The organism is Niastella sp. sgz303648, from assembly GCF_059587045.1.
The window spans coordinates 144,263-163,365 of record NZ_JCAPSW010000017.1 but is presented as its reverse complement, the minus strand read 5'-3'; the positions used below and the strand labels follow the sequence as shown (position 1 = coordinate 163,365).

Below are 19,103 nucleotides of genomic sequence, written 5' to 3'. Positions count from 1 at the left end.
CGGCCTTATTAAAACATTAAATCAACAGTTATAATGAAAACCACCAACCTTGCGCGAATCGCTATTGTTTTTATGGGCGTGCTGTGCACTGCCCTGTATTGTCCTGCGCAGGATACGCTTCGCATTAGTTTGCCCGATGCCGAAAAACAGTTTACCGAAAAAAACCTGGCATTGATGGCAGAGAAATACAATATCGATATCGCCCGCGCTCAGGTTATGCAGGCCCGGTTGTATAACAATCCGAATATTCAGATAGCCGCTGCAGCCTGGAATCCTGATAAAAAAAAGGTGCTTGATGTAAGTAACGCCACCGGCGAATATGTTGCGGGTATTCAGCAACTGATCATCTTAGCCGGCAAACGCAACAAGCAGATCAAACTGGCCGAAACAAACACCCTGATGGCCGAAAACCGTTTCTATGATCTGCTGCGCACCCTTCGTTTTACATTGCACAGTGATTTTTATCAGGCCTATTTTCTGCAACATGCCGTATCGGCCTACCAGGTGCAGATAGCCTCACTGGAAAAATTATCAGCCAACTACAACGAACTGCAGGCTAAAGGTGTGATCACCCTTAAAGAAGTTGTGCGCATCAAATCATTGCTGTACAGCCTGAAGGCCGAACAAACTAATTTGCAGAATCAGTTTAATGCCACCGAAGCCGAACTGCAAATGTTATTGCAGAATAACCACACCTGGTTTGTTCCTGTATCGGATATCAACATTACCGGACTTCCTTCAATGCGGCAATTTGTACTGCCCACGCTGGTCGACAGTGCCTATGCCAACCGCTACGACCTGAAGCTGGCTGCCAATGCGCTTGACTTCAGTCAGCAAAATTATAGTCTGCAAAAAGCCATGGCCGTACCCGACCTGATGGCCGGCGCGCAGTTCGATAAACGGGGTAGCTACGTAAACAACGCATCGTTCTTAACCCTTGCTATGGACCTGCCGTTTTTTAACCGCAACCAGGGAAATATAAAAGCAGCAAAAACAGCTATTGATCAAAGTAAGGTCGTGCTCGACCGCCAACGGTTTACCGTTGAAAACGATGTTCAGCAGGCTTATGTAAAAGCGCTGAATACCGAAAAAATGCTGACATCGATAGACCCCAATTTTCAAAACGACTTCGATAAACTGTTAAAAAGTGTTACGGATAATTTCGAAAAAAGAAATATCAGCCTGCTGGAGTTTACCGATTTCTATGATTCATACAAACAAAATATGCTGCAATGGAATCAACTGCAAAACGATCGCATACAGGCCATTGAGTCATTGAATTTCACAATAGGTAAACCCATCGTTAACTTTTAATAAAGGCAATCATGATCACTAAAATATTATATATCCCCGCTTTTGTAATAGCTACTGCCGCCATCACATCATGCAACAGCCCCGAAGCGGCTCCTGTAAAAAACAACAATGTGTGGGATAGCGTTGTGCGCAACATTAAAACATCACCGGTTACTGTTGATAATGTAACCGAAATAATAAAGCTGAACGGTAAAGTGCAGGCCAATGAAGATCATCAGGCTAAAGTATATGCACTGGTAAGCGGAAAAATCAGAACCGTAAATGTGGCCCTGGGCGATAAAGTATCAAAAGGACAAACACTGGCCGTTTTGCAAAGTTCTGAAGTAGCCGGCATTTCAAACGACCTGTCGCTGGCCGAAGCCAATGTGGCCATGACCAAAAAAAATCTTGAAACCGAAAAAGATCTTTACCAGGGCAACCTGGCTACCGAACGGGAATACATGAGCGCACAGATCGACTACAACAAAGCCCAGAGCGAACTGAACCGCGCCAAACAGGTGTCGGCCATTACCGGTGGTAAAAACGCCGTGTACGAACTGAAGGCGCCGTTAACAGGATATGTTATTGAAAGAAATATCACCGGCAATTCGGAAGTACGGCAGGATAACAGCAGCCCCCTTTTTGCCGTAGCCGATTTGTCAACAGTATGGATCATCGCCAATGTATACGAATCAGATATCGACAAAATACGCACCGGCGACTCAGTACAGGTAACCACACTGGCCGATCCCAATACGCCTTACAATGGTAAGATCGACAAAATATACAATGTGCTCGATCCTGCTAACCGTACTATGAAGGTGCGTATAAGCATGAATAATCCTAACAATGAATTAAAGCCCGAGATGTTTGTGACTGTGAAAGTAAACGTGCAGCCATCGGCCAAAATGTTCAGCATTCCTTCGCAGGCGATTGTGTTAGACAACAGCAAAAACTATGTGGTTGTAAAGCAGGGCGCCAATCTGAAAATAAAAGAAATACAACTAATTAAACGGGTTGATACCAAAGCCTATATACAGGGGCTTTCAGAAGGCGACGAAGTAGTAACCAATTCGCAGGTGTTTATTTATCAGGCACTCAATGACTAAACGCGAAACGCGGAACGCAAAACGCAGCAAGCAAAACACCTAACGCCGCGTGTATTCAGCGTTAAGCGTTAAGCATTAAGCGTTTAGCATAATAAAACAATCATGAACAAAGCTATTAAACGAATAATTGCCTTTTCGTTAAAGAACAGGCTGTTTATTTTTCTAACAACCACCATACTCGTCATCTGGGGGGCCATTGCTTTTAAAAGCATTCCCATTGAAGCCTTCCCCGATGTTACCAACACACAAATTACCATCATTACCCAATGGGCCGGCCGCAGTGCTGAGGAAGTTGAAAAATTTGTGACCGTTCCCATTGAAGTGGCCATGAACCCGGTGCAGAGAAAAACATCGGTGCGGTCTACAACAGTGTTTGGCTTGTCGGTGGTAAAAGTAATTTTCGAAGATAATGTCGACGACGCCTTTGCCCGCCAGCAGGTAAATAACATGTTGCGCGATGTTGAATTGCCCGATGCCGCTGACCCCGATATACAACCGCCAACAGGCCCCACCGGTGAAATTTTCAGGTATACATTAAGAAGCACCACCAAAACTGTTAAGGACCTGAAAACCCTGCAGGACTGGGTCATTGAACGGCAACTGCTGGGTGTACCCGGCGTGGGCGATGTGGTGAGCTTTGGCGGCGAAGTAAAAACCTATGAAATAAAAGTAAATCCGCAAAAGCTCGCTTCGTATAATATTACGCCGCTCGATGTTTATACTGCTGCTTCGAAAAGCAATATCAATGTAGGCGGTGATGTGATCGTAGATAATTCGCAGTCGTATGTAGTGCGCGGCATTGGATTGATCAATAACGTAGAAGAAATTGGCAACATCATTGTCGACAATATCAACGGCACGCCCATTTTAGTTAAAGATGTGGCCGAGGTGCAGATATCGGCGCTGCCGCGCCTGGGGCAGGTTGGCCGCGATAAACAAAATGATGTGGTTGAAGGCATCATCGTAATGCGTAAAGGCGAAAACCCCGGCGAAGTGATCAAACGCGTACAGGCGAAGATCGATTACCTGAACGAAAAGGTATTACCGGCCGATGTTAAGATCGATACTTTTTATAACCGCAACGACCTTATCGATTTCGCCACACATACCGTATTGCACAACATGCTCGAGGGTATTATTTTCGTTACGGTGATCGTGTTCATATTCATGGCCGACTGGCGCACTACGGTCATTGTGGCCATTGTAATTCCGCTGGCGTTGTTGTTCGCCTTTATTTGTTTAACGCTGCGTGGCATGAGCGCCAACCTGCTGTCGATGGGAGCTATCGACTTTGGTATTATCATCGACGGGGCCGTGGTGATGGTAGAAGGGATATTTGTGTTGCTCGATCAAAAGGCCCATCAGTTTGGCATGACGCGTTTTAACCGCCTGTCGAAACTGGGTATGATCAAAAACACCGGCGGCGAACTGGGTAAAGCGATCTTCTTTTCAAAGCTGATCATCATTGCCGGTTTGTTACCTATATTCTCTTTTCAGAAAGTAGAAGGTAAAATGTTTTCGCCCCTTGCCTGGACACTGGGTTTTGCCCTGCTGGGCGCGCTGATCTTAACGCTCACTTTAATTCCTTTATTAAGCAGCATATTGCTTCGCAAAAACGTTCGCGAAAAACACAATGTTTTTGTTGAAGGAATTACCAAAGGCGTGATGGGCATGTTTACCTGGACCTACACGCATAAGAAAATAAGTATGCTAATTGCCATGGTGATAGTGGCCATCGGATTGTTTAGCTTTAAATTTCTGGGTACCGAATTTTTGCCCGAGCTGGATGAAGGCGCTATTTATATTCGCGCTACCTGTCCGCTCAGCGTATCGCTCGATGAATCGCGCGACCTCGCCAACAAAATGCGCAAAATAATACTCACCTTCCCCGAAGTAAAACAGGTGATGTCGCAAACAGGCCGGCCTAACGACGGCACCGATGCAACCGGTTTTTACAATATCGAATTTCACGTTGACATCTATCCCAAAAAAGAATGGAAAAGCGGATTGACCAAAGAAGAGCTGATAGATCGAATGCAAAACATGCTGTCGGTGTTTCCCGGTATCGACCTGAACTTTTCGCAACCCATCATGGATAATGTGGAAGAAGCGGTATCGGGTGTTAAAGGTTCGCTGTGTGTGAAAATATATGGAGATAGTTTGTCTTATACCGAAAAGAAAGCCTACCAGGTATTTGAAGTAATGAAAAATGTGAAGGGCATTGAAGACCTCGGCGTGATACGCAATATCGGCCAGCCCGAACTGCGCATAGACCTCGATCAAAACAAAATGGCGCTGTATGGGGTAACCACAGCCGATGCCAATGCCACCATTGAAATGGCCATCGGCGGTAAAGCCGTATCGCAGATATATGAAGGTGAAAAGAAATTTCAGCTGCGACTGCGTTATCAGGAAGACTATCGCAACAACGCCGAAGCGATCAGCAACCTGATGGTGCCCACCTTACGCGGTGCACAGGTACCCATTAAAAATATCGCCAACATTGAACGATTAACAGGCCCCAGCATTATTTTCAGGGACGATAACCGGCGGTACAGTGCTATTAAGTTCTCGATACGCGGCCGCGACATGGGTAGCACCATTGCCGAAGCGCAAAGCAAAGTGAACAAAACCGTTCAGTTAAACAAAGGCTACGAAATGCAATGGGCCGGCGATTTTGAGAACCAGCAACGCGCCACGAAACGGTTGACCGAAGTAGTACCGGTAAGCTTGCTGATCATCTTCCTGATCTTATTTGTGATGTTCGGCAATGTAAAAGACGCCGGCATGGTGCTGCTGAACGTACCATTCGCCATCATAGGCGGTATCGGCGCCCTGCTGATCTCAGGTACCAACTTTAGTATATCGGCCGGTATTGGCTTTATAGCGTTGTTTGGAATTTGTATACAAAACGGGGTGATCCTGATTTCGGTATTCAAAAGCAATCTGCAAAAGATCAAGAGGCACGAGTTCAATCATCATTCGCTTGAACAGGTGATATCGGAAGGCGTGCGGTCGAGGGTACGGCCGGTGATCATGACGGCCCTTATGGCAGCGATTGGTTTGTTGCCGGCGGCGCTGAGCCATGGTATTGGTTCCGAAACATCGCGCCCTCTGGCCATTGTAGTGATCGGCGGATTGATAACCGCTACCTTCCTCACCCTGCTGGTATTCCCGTTGTTCTTTTATCTGGGATACAGAAAGCTGGGACAGGAGATGGACTAAAACAAGTTACCAGTTACCGGTTACCCGATTCCAGGTAACCGGTGACCGGAAACCAGAAACTTTTTCAACATGCCGAAAGGGAAAATTTCATATCGGATCTATCAGCACACAAGGGTGAAGCATAAAATTCCTTTTTTTAATGAGGAAGTGTACCCTGTTTATATTACGGTTATGTACGGCAAACGGGCGCTGAACTTTAAAAGCCGGGTGTTTGATCACTTGCTGCATCAACCCGGCTATAATTTACCGGCCCGGCTGGCGAATATTGAATGCATTATGCAACAGGAATCGATGGTAACCGGTTTTATTGTTGAATCGCTGGGCGACCGTTTTACGGCTGAACTATTTAAGCAGCAATACGCATTTTATACAACTGATCTGTTACAGCAACTCGAGCAACAGGTAAAGCAATTCCTGATCAGTTTTTTTAACCAGGAAGGCATACCCTCTATAGCTCATTTGATCAGTCATACATCAGAACACCTGGCGGCGGATATTATTATTAAAGACCTGGAGAAGTCGTTATCGCCTTTGTTATTGCGGAAATTACTAAGCGATACGTTTTTTAAACAAACGCCCTATATGCCCTTAAAACGGTTTTATGAATCAGTCACCATCGATATGCCTGTGCTGATGGCTTTTAATTTTTACCAGCAAACATTTTGTACCGCCCTGCAGTTTTTCCTGCACAATGAACATCCTGAATATGCGTCCTATAATTTTTTACACTGGATCGATACAGAAATTGTCAATAAAAAAGTACACACTACCGTATAAGAACAGGTTAATACATTAACAAAAAAGCACAGTGTTAAAACATTAAGTAACTGTCATATCGACATTACTATTTTCCTGATTTTGGAATATTTTTCAAAACAGGAATTAATTCAAGGAAGAAATTTCCACTGCTGAGGAAATTAATTCACATTATGGCTTTTTATATATGCAAACCATGGTTTATTATAGGATTGGCGTGTAATTTGAATTAGTTTCTATAGTTTTTCAAAGAGTATTTTTGGATTAAAACGGGGGCGGATGTCTATCCAGCCCCTCTTTTAACCCAGTTGTCTATACGAAGTAACTATTCTTTACACCTTCCAGCCGTACGTAATATACTCGTTCTCAAAACTGCCGTCATCGTACAAGGTCACCATTGCATATCCATTATCAGTTCGATAGCGAATGCCTTTCCACCAGTTGCCGCTTACAGCCCCGTTGCTGATATAGGTAACACCGTTGTACAATATCTGCTCGTACAAATGGATATGTCCGCTCAAACACAATTTTACATTGGGGTATTTATCAAACAAGCTGATGATGCGGGCCGAATCGATGTGCATTGAACCAAGTCCCAGTATATACCCCTGCTCTCCTTTTACTTTATTATCTACTACCACTGTTGCAGCAGATACCAATGGCACATGTGATATAACTACTATGGGCGTTTCGACCGGTGTTTTGGCCAGATCGTTCTGCAGCCATACAAATTGCTCTTCATCGAGGAAGCAGCTGTACCAGCTGTCGTCGGTTTTCGGCTGAATGCTGTCGAGCACAATAAAATGCCAGCCTGCTTTATCAAAACTGCGGTAAGGGGTCGACAATTTCATTTGCTCCAGCGCATATTTTTTGCCGTATAACGGATCTTCTTTCTGACCAAAACCCCAGCAGTCGTGGTTGCCGATGCAATATTCAACAGGTAATGAATTTTCGTTTTTAAATGTGCCATGCCACAAACTCCACTGTTCATCGGTTTTGTCTTTCGGCGTTTTCAATGCATCGAAGATCGAATCACCGCCGCTGACGATGAACGAGGGCGCCTGTTTTTGTGATTGTACGTGATGCAGGCAGGCGGCCAGTCCTTCGGGCGCCCGCAGGTCGGGCTTCATGTGCACATCGGTTAAATGAGCAAAGCGTACGGCCACTTTTTTCTTTTTACCGGCCTCTTCCTGTGTGGCGGCAAAAGAGCGAATACCCGGCAGGGTACTTACGGCGGCCCATAAGCCTGCCTGTTTTAATAATGTTCTGCGATTCATTCTATACGATTTATAAAACAAAAGTGAAAAATCCGTATCTTTTGGAGGATTATTAAAAGGTTAACAAACGGGATGCTGCGCATCGGGTGACTTACCTTCTTTCTCCACCGCCATTGCTAATGCCATCTGCAACAAGTATAGCTATGTTGAAAAGTTAACAGCTGATGTTGACAAATTGAAAAGGTTTTTCCTTATCAACTGATCAACTTATTAACTATTCAACTATGTATTGATAATAATAACTTAAAGTTATAGCCGCTAATATTAACCGTACTTCGCAACCAAAACTTTCCATATATGTACCAACCAAACAAACTCCTTACGGGAGCACTTTTTGTTTCGTTACTGTTTACTGCCTGTAAAAAAAACACCGACGCAGTTAGTAATACGAACGAAATCCCAACTGCCACCAGAGCAGTCACTGAATTAACATCTATCAATGAAACTTTTGAATCGGGCACCAAAACCTCCTATGCAGCAGCCAATGTTACAGTAGGCTCAGGCTCATGGTACTTTGATGATGCGTTGATCGGTACACTGTCGACCGACAGAAAGAACGGCAGCCAGTCGGCCCGCATACGCAATACCGGAAGCATTGAAATGAATTTCGATTTAACGTCTGGTGCATCAACCGTTACCGTACAGCACGCTGTATTCAGCAGCGACGGCAGCAGCACCTGGGAACTGCAGATATCTACCAACGGCGGCAGCAGCTACAGCAAAGTTGGCAGCACAGTTACCACTTCATCTACCTCATTAACAACAGCAACATTTACCGTGAATGTATCGGGCAATGTTCGGTTTGCGATCGTTAAAACCGGAGGTGGTACAAACCGCATCAATATCGATGATGTTGTGATCAGCGCCTATGGCAGCGGTGGCGGTGGCGGCGGTGGAACCGGCAACGACGATGATAATATGCTGATGGGTAACCCCAGCGGCGCTACCACCGATGTTGCCAATTACACCAACTATTTAATGGTTAAAACCTATTATGCCATGTCGTACCATCGCGACCGCGGCACGCCCAACTGGGTTAGCTGGCATATACAGGCAAGCGATTTGGGCAGCACTGCACGTCAGGACGATTTCAGGGCCGATGCTACATTGCCTTCAGGCTGGTACCAGGTACAAAGCACCAGCTACTCAGGCAGCGGCTTCGATCGCGGACATAATTGCCCTTCGGGCGATCGCACCTCCAGCGTTGCAGCCAATTCTGCTACATTTTTAATGACCAACATGATACCGCAGGCACCCAACAACAACGAGCAAACCTGGGCTAACCTCGAAAGCTATACGCGCTCGCTGGTAACAGCAGGAAATGAAGTGTATGTAATAATGGGCTCGTATGGTACCGGTGGTACCGGCAGCAGCGGAACCCTGAACACAGTCGATAATGGAAATGTAACCGTTCCCAATCGTGTATGGAAAGTGATCGTTGTGTTATCAAACGGTTCAGGCGATTTAAGCCGGGTTACCACTTCAACCCGTGTAATTGCGGTTAACACTCCCAATATCAACAGCATCAGCAGCGACTGGAAATCCTACCGCACGTCGGTTGATGCCATTGAGTCGGCCACCGGTTATAACCTGTTATCGAATGTATCAACTTCGATTCAGAGTGTGATAGAAGCGCAGGTGGATAACCAATAAGCAATTAGCAATATCTGCAAGGGTGGGTCTCTCTTTCCGGAGAGGCTCACCCTTGCTGTTAGTTTCAGGTTTCAGGTTCCAGGTTACAAGTTACACGGTTAAGGAACCTGTAACCTGAAACCTGTAACTTGTAACCTGAATTTTCTATATTTGATCAATTGACCATTCGGCATTGACCATTCACGAAAAAAACAACTATGAGCAAAGTTCGCTGGGGAATATTAAGCACCGCTAAAATTGCACGGGAAAAAGTAATTCCTGCCATGCAGCAATCGGCCTTTTGTGATATAGTAGCCATTGCCTCGCGAAATATGGCGCAGGCGCAGGAAGTGGCCGCTAAGCTTGAAATACCGGTGGTGTATGGCTCGTATGAAGAACTACTGAGCGACCCTGATATCGATGCCGTATACATTCCCCTGCCTAACCATATGCATGTTGAGTGGGCCATACGGTCGTTACAGGCAGGCAAACATGTATTGTGCGAAAAACCCATCGGCTTATCTTCGGCCGAGGCTGCCAAACTGTTGCAGGTTGCTTCGGAAAAACCGGGCCTGAAAGTGATGGAGGCATTCATGTACCGCTTCCACCCGCAATGGATACACGCAAAACGACTGGTTGAAGAAGGCCATATCGGTCAGTTAAAAACCATTCAGTCGTTCTTCTCTTATTATAATGTTGATCCCAAAAATATCCGCAATCAGAAAGACATGGGCGGCGGCGGCATGATGGATATTGGCTGCTATTGCGTTTCGCTGGCCCGCTTTATTTTCAACAAAGAGCCCGATCGCGTTTTGGGAAATGTTGAATTTGATCCGGTGCTGCGCACCGACACGCTCGCTTCGGGCATTCTCGATTTTTCAACAGGCACATCAACCTTTACCTGCTCAACCCAGTTAATGCCTTATCAACGCGTGAATATACTGGGCACCGAAGGAAGAATTGAAATAGAAATTCCTTTCAATGCACCGCCCCACCAGGAAACAAGATTGTGGTGGTACTCTAAAACCAGTGCAGAAGAAGCTGTTTTTGAACCGGTAGATCAATACACCATACAGGGCGATCTGTTTTCGAAAGCTATTTTAGAAAACGAACCGGTACCCACTCCCCTGGAGGATGCCATCAACAACATGAAAGTAATAGAAGCGGTTTTTGAAAGTGCGAAGGAAAATGGGTGGAAAAGAATCTCATAGCCGGCAGTTAGCAGCTGCCTATTGCCAGTTACCAGTTGCCTGTTACAGGTTACAAGTTACAGGTTGCCTGCTCACTACTGCCTATTCACTACTGCCTACTGCCTATTGAGCCTATTGCCTGTTACTTACAGCCATCTGGCTAATCGCTGAATCGTGTAAAAATTTAGCGGTGTTAATCGTTTGCTGAAACCGCGCCGGCTTTTTTATAAAATCAACAGCGCCTATTTCAAGACATTTTGCTTTTTCAACCTCATGCACCGATGTGGTATAAATAATAACCGGAATATTTTTGTATACAGAGTGGGCTTTTAATCGCGAAAGGGTTTCCATGCCATTTAATATCGGCATGTTTAAATCAAGTACGATCAATGCAGGCATCGCTTCCTGCTGTATAAGGTCATCGAGATATTTAAAGACCTGCATACCATTTTCTACAAGATAAATATCGCCCGACCGTCCAATTTCTTCAAATGCAATGCGCATCAGATAACGATCCTCCTGGTCATCATCTGCAATTAAAATAAATGGTTTTAGATTCATTGTAGTAGGAATAACTGTGTACAATACAAATCAGGTAAGTACGCGAGGTATTTACGTTATTGAAAAAATGACGTTTTCATCAACAATACAGCAATGCATTCACTTGTAATAACAGTGTTTGTTATCTGGTACAGGATACACTAATCAGAGATGGAGTAAACCTTGATTTTTACGAAAGTAGTTCTCGGGCTAATTATCTCAATCAATAACAAATTAAACCATTCGTGTGAAAAATAAAAATGTTTAACGAAATTTAGTTAGAATACTTTGCTGAATCAGAAGCTATTTGTCAAATACCGCATTCTGCACCACCACTGCACGGGTAAATAGCGGGTGCAAAACGATTATTAAACGGTATACAAAACACCAACACAACGGTGTACAAGGCTATAACGATACTATCATTCAAACTTGTTTCGCAAAAATAAACCTATTACTGATTGAGGCTATCGGGTTTAAAATGTAGTATATTTATAATCCGGCATATGTAGTCTTATCCCAAGCATTTCTTATCCATTTATTTACATTTCCGCACACCATGAACAGGTAAACATTTCTGCTCCGATTCCACCATCCACCGGCTTGTATTGAATGCATCCGTTTCATTCAGTGAAAGATCATGTTCAGTTCGCAATTTACCGCATGCCCTGGAAAACGGTTGTAGCTATTTTTTAACCTTAAAAACTTGTTTATGGAAACTTTAGTTCATTATGGCCAGAAAGTTAATCAGCTGTACGAAGCCTATCAACGGCGCGATATCAATACAATAATCAACACCCTCAGCAGGGACTGCATTTGGGAAGTAATGGGACAACCCGATATTCCCTTTGCCGGTATTTACCACGGACAAGATGATATTCGCCAGTTCTTCAACAAACTGGATGATTGCTTAGACATGAATGATTTTGTATTGGAACACATTCTCGAAAACGGCAACCTCGTAATAGCTTCCGGTCATTTTAATGCAGCCTCCAAACAAACCGGCAGACGCTGCACTACGCTCTGGGCTATGACATTTGAATTCGATAACCAGGAAAAGATCGCGCATTTCCGCGATTGCTTTGATACACTTGCCGTAGCAAAAGCGGTTTCCGACACCATAGGCCAAAGATCCGAAACGAGCGGCCAACGTTCTCAAGGAGACCAACGCTCGCAAAGAGGCGGAAGATCAGAAGTCTGAAGTCAGATGTAAGAAGTCTGAAGTCAGCAATTTGAAGCCAGAAATTTGAAGTCTGAGGCAGGGGCATATAACGCACCGCTTCAGACTTTTTTATTAGTATAGATACCACACAAAAAATTCCGTTTATTTTTAGCAACATTTTGACCGCTAACCTGTCAAATGCAACAGTGAACCCTGTTATCGGAAATCAATTGAACGACAAAGAGCTGGTTGCCAGTATATTAAATGGCAACACCGCTGCATTTGGAATTATTGTAAAAAACACCGAAAACCTGGTGGCGCAAATTGTTTTTAAAATGATACCGCTGGCAGAAGACAGGAAAGATATTGCACAGGATATTTATTTAAAGGCCTTCCATCATCTTGCATCCTTTCAATTCAATGCAAAGTTATCGACATGGGTGGCGCAGATCGCCTATAACACCTGCTTCAATTACCTGCGAAAGAAAAAACCGCTGCTTTTGCACGACCTGTTTACCGAATCTGCATTCGATAGCACCACAGACGTTGAATTAACAAAGTTCGTACTATCAACTGGCGATAGTCCCGAGTCGGCTGCATTTCGAAAAGAACTAAAACAAATATTAACAACCGAAATAGAGAAATTACCTCCGGTTTATAAAACGCTGATCACCTTATTTCATAATGAAGAATTAAGTTATGAAGAAATTGCACATATTACGCAGTTGCCCGCAGGCACTGTAAAAAGCTATTTATACAGGGCCCGGAAAACATTAAAAGATAAATTATTGCTCAATTATAAAAAAGAGGCATTGTGACAAACAAACATTGCAGCGATAGCGAAATTCAGGCATTTGTACTGCAAAAAAATGATTGCAGCACCGATGTTCGTGAGCATATGGAGTTTTGTACAGATTGTGCAGCAAAGGCTCAGCAATACATGTTACTGGTAGAAGCCATCGAAGCGCAGCAACAACCTGTGTTCAGCTTCGATCTTACGGCGGTGGTAATGGATAAGCTGCCCGCACCTTCACGCAAAACAGCCGGAGAGAAATTCATTTTGTACGCCGTAATTGCAACCTGTGTTTTGATTGCCGGCGTGATAATATATCTTTTCAAAAACATATTTGTAAGTATGTTCAATGCTGTAAATACCATGTTATATGCACTGGTTTTTACAACTGTAATTAGCCTTTTGGTTTTTCTATGTATAGATATGTATAGAAAATACAAGGCACAAATGAAGGCTTTGAATCTCTATTAGAATTTTTTTGCAACATTAAGCACCATTATGGGTCTAACAATATATAAAACTTCAGCACGAATGAAAAAGATAGTAAGTATAATAACAGCAGTAGCAATACCTTTCTTTGCAGCAGCTGATAATGGCAGCGGTATAGACAGAGAAATTTTCAATGTATGCTCAATAATTTTTTTGATTGGCATGTTTATGCTATTCATTTTAACGATCCTGAAAAGGATTATGGACTACCGCCTTAAAAATAAAATTATGGAAAAGGGCATCCCTGAAAACCTTGTTGCATCTGTTTTACAACCGGATACTGAAAAAAACCGGGACATCAATATTAAATGGTTTTCCATTTTAACCGGTCTGGGCCTGGGACTTACGTTAGTATATTATCAACAACCGCTTGGCATTCACTCTTTAGCCATTATGTCGTTTAGCATAGCAGCCAGCTATTTAGGTTACTTCCTGTTTTTGAAGTATTCACAAAAATAAGCGACAGTGCATTCAGCGTTAAGCGTTCTGCGTTCTGCATTAAGCATTAAGCGTTTTGCGTTAAGCGTTAAGCGTTACACATTCAGCGTTCTGCATTAAGCGTTCAGCCTTCAGCTTCCAAAAACACCAATATCGCATGGCCGCCCAGTTCAATCTGATCGCCATACTGCAGTTCGTGCGATACACCCGGCACGTTTAACGATTTCACTTTATCATCAACGGTATATATTCTTGTTTTGTTACCGTTTTCAGGTAGACCGCCCTTGTCGGGAAACAGAAAAAATTTATCCAGTTGCGGATTGTACATAATATAGGCATGGTTGCGGCTTACATGTAAATTGGCGCCGGCGGTTTGTTCATCAAATTGCGCATCGCCCTGCCCCCAAAAAACGATATCGTTCTTATGAATTTTGCCCGATGTTAATTGCGGGTTTTTGGTTCGGCCTATATTGAATTTCAATTGCAGTTGCGGATTCAGTTCATATTCGGGCAATTCGGTTTTACCCTTCAGCACCTGTAAACGAGCTTTTGAATATTGCTGTACAAAAGCCTGTCCGCGGCGAATGACTTCCAGGCCGAACATGCCCTGCGCCATGCAATGATCGGGCAGTTTGTTATTCACAAAGTGGTATTCAAAAAACCAGCCATCGGCCAGATTGATAAAATTGTTTACCAGCTTACGTTCAAGATGATCTTTCTGAAACATGCCGGCTGTATCGGTACACAGGGCAACGCGCAGCGTTTCTTCCTGTTCTTTATCGTTGCATAATATATATAACCGCAAACCGGCAATGGTAGCGGCCTTTTCATCAATATAGGGTTTTAATCCGTTGATGATAAAGCGAATGATCTCTTCGCGCTTTGCGCGGGTAGCCGGTATTGATAAGGCGGCATTGCTGTCTTTGACAGCGGTTGAACCGGCATTGGCTGGTTCAGTATCTTCCGGCACCATGGTTTTTGTAAACCACTTAAATAAATTTTTCATACGCGCTGGTTTAATTCAGTTTGAAGTTTGAAACCACAAACATATTTAAAACGAAACGATATACCCTCTTTTCTCCAACACTTTGGCAATGGAATTGGCTACCAGTACCGCATTGGACGATCCTTTTCCTCTTTCAATTCGTATACAGGTTACGGTGCGTGAACGATGATCGGCCGTTGGCGCAAAAAACACATACCATCCGTCTGAATCAAGCTCACCATTGATCACGCGTTCAGGCGTACCCGATTTACCGGCCACCACCATATTCTTTATTTTTTGTTTACCGGGCTGGTTGCTTTGATCGATCATATATTTGGTCAGTATATCAGCATACGTGGTATCCTCTGCTATATCTATTCCTTCTGCAACAGAAGATGACTGTCCGGCTTCCTTCAATACATACCGCGAAGGCTGCATTACGCCATGGTTGGCAATGGCGCCGGCCATACGGGCCATCGAGGCAGGTGTGGCAGTAAGCGTGCTTTGTCCCCAGGCAAGACCCGAGAACATACTGCGGTACCTGTTTTTGGTTCCTTTTAATTTAGGATTGTTGTACGCTCTGCGATCGTGATTCAACACATCTTTGCGCCATGCCGCCAGGTCTTCCGATGCTTTTTCTTTATCTAACGAAGGCGCATAATCGTATCCGCCACGCTGACTGATGTTCATACCGGTTGCCTGGTACAGGGCTGCCATCTGATCTTCAAGATTATTTTCATTGGCCATGCGAATAAAAAATATATTGCTCGAATTCACAATGGCTTCGTGCATGTCGACATAATTCACCTTGGGAATAAACGGTTCCTGCTCGGTTGGATTATCGCGGAAAATTTCATTACGGTAGATATCGGTGTACTTTACTTTGGCAGCATCGGGCCCCATTTTATTAAAGGCAGCCATACCGGTTAATATTTTGGCAGTAGAACCGGGCGCTGTAGCATACGTCATGCCCAGATCGCGATCGGTAACCGGTTTGGTCAGTTTGTTGCGCTCACGGTCAGACATCAACATCAGATCGGTTGCCTGCAGATCGGGCAGCGGGTTCAATGCCGAAGCCAATACATCGCCGCTGGCAGCATCGAGCACTACCACGGATATACGATCGTTTTTAAAATTGCTTTTATGCAGCGAGTCCTGTATTTCTTTTTGCAAAGCGGCATCGAGGGTTAAATAGATGTCGCGCTCCTTGTGTGTTATTTTACGAACGGCTGCACTGCTGCTGTCGATACCCGATTGCAAACTTTCGACCAGCGGCGTATAATCATAACTCACCAGCTTTATTGTTTTTTGCACCGGCCGGGTGAATTTATCGGGGCGGTATTCGGTGCTTACATAATCACGTTTTTCAGGACTGGTAGCATACCCGCGCAGCGAAGTAAGATGACGCGCTTCGGCAAAATAGCCATTGCCCTGCCCCCAGAATAAACGGGTGTTGTAGTCGCCCGTCCAGAAGAACAGGTTTTCTTCAAAAGGATAAAAACGGTTCACTCTTTTTTGCAGCAGATTCTCCAGTTGAGTAGTATCCAAACCGGCGGTTACAAAAGCATTCATGTTGCTCTTTACTTTCTCCGGTTCGCTGGTAGCGATCACAACGCCGTTGCGGTCATAGATGGTACCGGCCGACAGTAAGCGCGTTAACTTATCTATACGTGGATTATAACTGTAAATAGGCAATCCGTTCCGGTTCACCACACGTGCCGGTTTTACGAGATATTCAGCGCTGTGCACAACCTGCACCTGGTATAATTTTACCGACAGCACCACAATACCTGTTAAAAAGAACAGAATGCCCGTTCCCAATACAAAATCATAATACTTACGCAGGTGTTCTGTTTGTATCGATACACCGGGCCGCGATGATATGCCCGCCACAATGCCCATGGCGGCGAGGTTGATGATCAGTGATATTTTACCATAACTTAAAAACGGTACGGTTACACCGGTCAGCGGCAACAAACCAATCGATCCGCCTGCTATTAATAAAAATTGTATACCGGTGGCAATAGCGATACCCGCACATAAATAAAAACTAAACGACTGACCGGCGCGCCGCGCATGTAAAAAGGTACGATGAATCAATATGCCAAAAAGAATGAACACGGCTACCAGACCCAGCCAGCCGAGCTCTTCGCCGATACTTGGCAAAATCATATCGGTATGCGCTGCCGGCATGGTGTTGGGAAACCCTCTTCCCGGCCCCTGCCCTGTTAAACCACCCGATGATAAGGTCCAGTAACTATGCGCCAGATGATCACCGCCAAACACATCGTTATCCCACTGGCTTATCCACATGGCTTTTCGATCGGCAAGGCGATCGCCGATGCCGGGCAACTGATCGCCAAATGCAAATGCTGCAATAACCAGCAACACAATAACCGGCGCATCGGCCAGCACCGCCAGCGAACCATACCATTTTAATGTTTTCACCTGCCGTTGTATAACCATGGTTATTACTACAGCTACAAAGCTGATGGCGCTTGCCAGCCAGCCGGGCAACAGCGATAACAACACGCAATACAATACACCTGCCAGCACTGTTAATAATAAATTGCCGCGTGCAATACTATAGAAGAAAAGAAATGTAAAACAAACCACCATAGCCGGACCCATATCGCCCATCAACAGGTACAGCGCTAAAATAACACCCACGCCTGCCAACACGCCGATGCTCACCTGAAAACGCCAGCGGATATCTGATAAACTGCGAATGTTTTCTTCATTGGCAGCAAAGAACCCGGCCAGGAACAATAACAACAGGTATTTGGTGATTTCGCTTGGTTGAAACGTAAAGCCGCCTAACTGCAGGTTTACTTTCACCCCGCTTCCTTCGGGCCCTGTACCTGCCAAAAGGGTTAATAATGCCATGCCTACGGCGAGGGCCAGCCAGGTCCACCCGCGAAGACCATAAATATTTTTCTTTCTGAAATTGAACAGGGCATCAAACCACCAGCGGGTATATATTTTACGTACATCAATAATCGAAAAAATGGCAAACCCTATTAACCCGATCACTATGCCCTGTAATGCCTGGGCCGCATGCAGGGTATCGGTTAACGGATGTTGAATGCACAGCAACAGCAGCACCGAAATACAACATAGCAACAACAGTACGGGTAATAAAAAAATATCGGGTTGTTTTTTTCTAACCCATAAAATAATATGAACAATAAAAAAGGCCAATATACTGCCTGCAGCAATGATCCAGTAGCTGGTAATAAATTCTTCCGGTGTTCGTACCATCAGCACGCCATCTTCTTTCAACTGGGCGTAGGCAATGGGGCCGATCAACCTTATTTTATGCGGCTTACCCGAAAACGTATAAGACTTATCTTTTGTTAACCGGGCCGTTCCCTGCCTGCCCCCAAATTCGTAACCGGGTTTAAGCGGCAGCACACTGTATCCTGAATCCTGGTTTAATCCGGTAAAATGAAAGGCGCCGTTGTTATCGGTTCGTGCATACAATACCCGCTCATATATTGAATCATCATCGAGCGTAGCAATATGTTCTTTCAGTTGCACGAGGGTGCCCGCCATGGGTTCGCCCTGAAAAAGAATGCGGCCGCTTATTTCGCGTTTACCTGCCGCTACATTTACTGAGGAAGGGTACGTAGTGGGATCATTCAGTTCTTTTTCATACAATATGGAATCAAAGCCGAGCCGCTGGCGCGATGCTTCGAGCCTACCCTGAAAATCGGGTCCGCCGTTGGAAGCTTTCCATTGAAGCGGAGCCGTTAAACCGAAAGCGCTTTTATTGATCGACCCCAGGTTATCAATGCTGCCGGCAGTTAACAAACGCATCGACAATGAATCAACCAGCAGGTCAACATCACGCGTATCGGTAAAATAATTTCCTTCGGTTATAATTTTTCGTAGTGAATCTTTATTGATACCCGATTCGAGCTTTATAGCACGGCCTGTTTTCAACGCTTCGTTGCTGCGTTTTAATGCAGGCATCAATGTCAAAAACAACTTAACAAACAGCACCAGCATAAACGCAGCCGCGCCTGCCAACAACAACCAGCCTTCTGTTTTAGGGGCATTATTTTCCATATTATTTTTACAGCGCTTCGCGCTTTCTTTTTTTTAAGCTAAGAGCTATAAGAGTAGAAAGAGAAAAAAAGAGATCTGTTCTTTCAAAAATTCTATGTTTACACAAACAGTCGACAAGTTCAAAAAATATAAATAACTCTTTT

The 19,103-nt window shown here is 44.5% G+C and carries 14 protein-coding genes; 10 read left to right on the top strand and 4 right to left on the bottom strand.

Annotated elements, in window-relative coordinates; translation table 11 throughout:
• Positions 1-33: 33 nt before the first annotated feature.
• The 4 genes from AC59IL_RS32750 to AC59IL_RS32735 all read left to right on the top strand — a co-directional run bounded on the left by AC59IL_RS32750 (position 34) and on the right by AC59IL_RS32735 (position 6,404).
• Positions 34-1,314, top strand: coding sequence for a TolC family protein (locus tag AC59IL_RS32750; RefSeq protein WP_496556469.1), 1,281 nt, complete (start codon positions 34-36; stop codon positions 1,312-1,314).
• An 11-nt stretch (positions 1,315-1,325) separates the two neighbouring features.
• Positions 1,326-2,402, top strand: a complete 1,077-nt coding sequence (locus AC59IL_RS32745) for an efflux RND transporter periplasmic adaptor subunit (protein ID WP_496556468.1) — start codon at positions 1,326-1,328, stop codon at positions 2,400-2,402.
• Between the two features lie 102 nt (positions 2,403-2,504).
• A complete protein-coding gene (locus AC59IL_RS32740) occupies positions 2,505-5,627 on the top strand; it encodes an efflux RND transporter permease subunit (RefSeq protein ID WP_496556467.1) in 3,123 nt (1,040 codons plus the stop codon).
• A 69-nt stretch (positions 5,628-5,696) separates the two neighbouring features.
• Positions 5,697-6,404, top strand: coding sequence for a hypothetical protein (locus AC59IL_RS32735; protein WP_496556466.1), 708 nt, complete (start codon positions 5,697-5,699; stop codon positions 6,402-6,404).
• Positions 6,405-6,715: 311 nt separating this feature from the next.
• On the opposite strand, the gene AC59IL_RS32730 is transcribed toward AC59IL_RS32735, so the two are convergent.
• The gene (locus AC59IL_RS32730; protein ID WP_496556465.1) at positions 6,716-7,660 is read right to left on the bottom strand and encodes a metallophosphoesterase family protein; all 945 of its coding nucleotides are present in this window, start codon (positions 7,658-7,660) and stop codon (positions 6,716-6,718) included.
• 297 nt (positions 7,661-7,957) lie between these two features.
• Here AC59IL_RS32730 and AC59IL_RS32725 point away from each other — a divergent pair, with 297 nt between their 5' ends.
• Together AC59IL_RS32725 and AC59IL_RS32720 are read left to right on the top strand one after the other, a co-directional pair.
• Positions 7,958-9,313 (top strand): DNA/RNA non-specific endonuclease, encoded by a 1,356-nt coding sequence (locus AC59IL_RS32725; RefSeq protein WP_496556464.1) that lies wholly within the window; start codon positions 7,958-7,960, stop codon positions 9,311-9,313.
• A 197-nt stretch (positions 9,314-9,510) separates the two neighbouring features.
• Positions 9,511-10,503, top strand: coding sequence for a Gfo/Idh/MocA family protein (locus tag AC59IL_RS32720; RefSeq protein WP_496556463.1), 993 nt, complete (start codon positions 9,511-9,513; stop codon positions 10,501-10,503).
• A gap of 111 nt (positions 10,504-10,614) precedes the next feature.
• Here AC59IL_RS32720 and AC59IL_RS32715 read toward each other — a convergent pair whose 3' ends face one another.
• Positions 10,615-11,043 (bottom strand): response regulator, encoded by a 429-nt coding sequence (locus AC59IL_RS32715; protein ID WP_496556462.1) that lies wholly within the window; start codon positions 11,041-11,043, stop codon positions 10,615-10,617.
• Between the two features lie 691 nt (positions 11,044-11,734).
• Between AC59IL_RS32715 and AC59IL_RS32710 the strand changes: the two genes are divergently transcribed.
• The 4 genes from AC59IL_RS32710 to AC59IL_RS32695 all read left to right on the top strand — a co-directional run bounded on the left by AC59IL_RS32710 (position 11,735) and on the right by AC59IL_RS32695 (position 13,925).
• Positions 11,735-12,223, top strand: coding sequence for a nuclear transport factor 2 family protein (locus tag AC59IL_RS32710; protein ID WP_496556461.1), 489 nt, complete (start codon positions 11,735-11,737; stop codon positions 12,221-12,223).
• Between the two features lie 167 nt (positions 12,224-12,390).
• A complete protein-coding gene (locus tag AC59IL_RS32705) occupies positions 12,391-13,002 on the top strand; it encodes an RNA polymerase sigma factor (protein ID WP_496556460.1) in 612 nt (203 codons plus the stop codon).
• Entirely contained in the window at positions 12,999-13,448 is a 450-nt protein-coding gene (locus tag AC59IL_RS32700) for an anti-sigma factor (protein ID WP_496556459.1), read from the top strand. Before AC59IL_RS32705 ends, AC59IL_RS32700 begins: the two co-directional genes overlap by 4 nt.
• A gap of 60 nt (positions 13,449-13,508) precedes the next feature.
• Complete coding sequence (locus tag AC59IL_RS32695; RefSeq protein WP_496556458.1) at positions 13,509-13,925, top strand: hypothetical protein; 417 nt, start codon at positions 13,509-13,511, stop codon at positions 13,923-13,925.
• Between the two features lie 103 nt (positions 13,926-14,028).
• On the opposite strand, the gene AC59IL_RS32690 is transcribed toward AC59IL_RS32695, so the two are convergent.
• Together AC59IL_RS32690 and AC59IL_RS32685 are read right to left on the bottom strand one after the other, a co-directional pair.
• The gene (locus AC59IL_RS32690) at positions 14,029-14,910 is read right to left on the bottom strand and encodes an FHA domain-containing protein (RefSeq protein WP_496556457.1); all 882 of its coding nucleotides are present in this window, start codon (positions 14,908-14,910) and stop codon (positions 14,029-14,031) included.
• Positions 14,911-14,955: 45 nt separating this feature from the next.
• The gene (locus AC59IL_RS32685; RefSeq protein ID WP_496556456.1) at positions 14,956-18,960 is read right to left on the bottom strand and encodes an FtsW/RodA/SpoVE family cell cycle protein; all 4,005 of its coding nucleotides are present in this window, start codon (positions 18,958-18,960) and stop codon (positions 14,956-14,958) included.
• Positions 18,961-19,103: the final 143 nt, after the last annotated feature.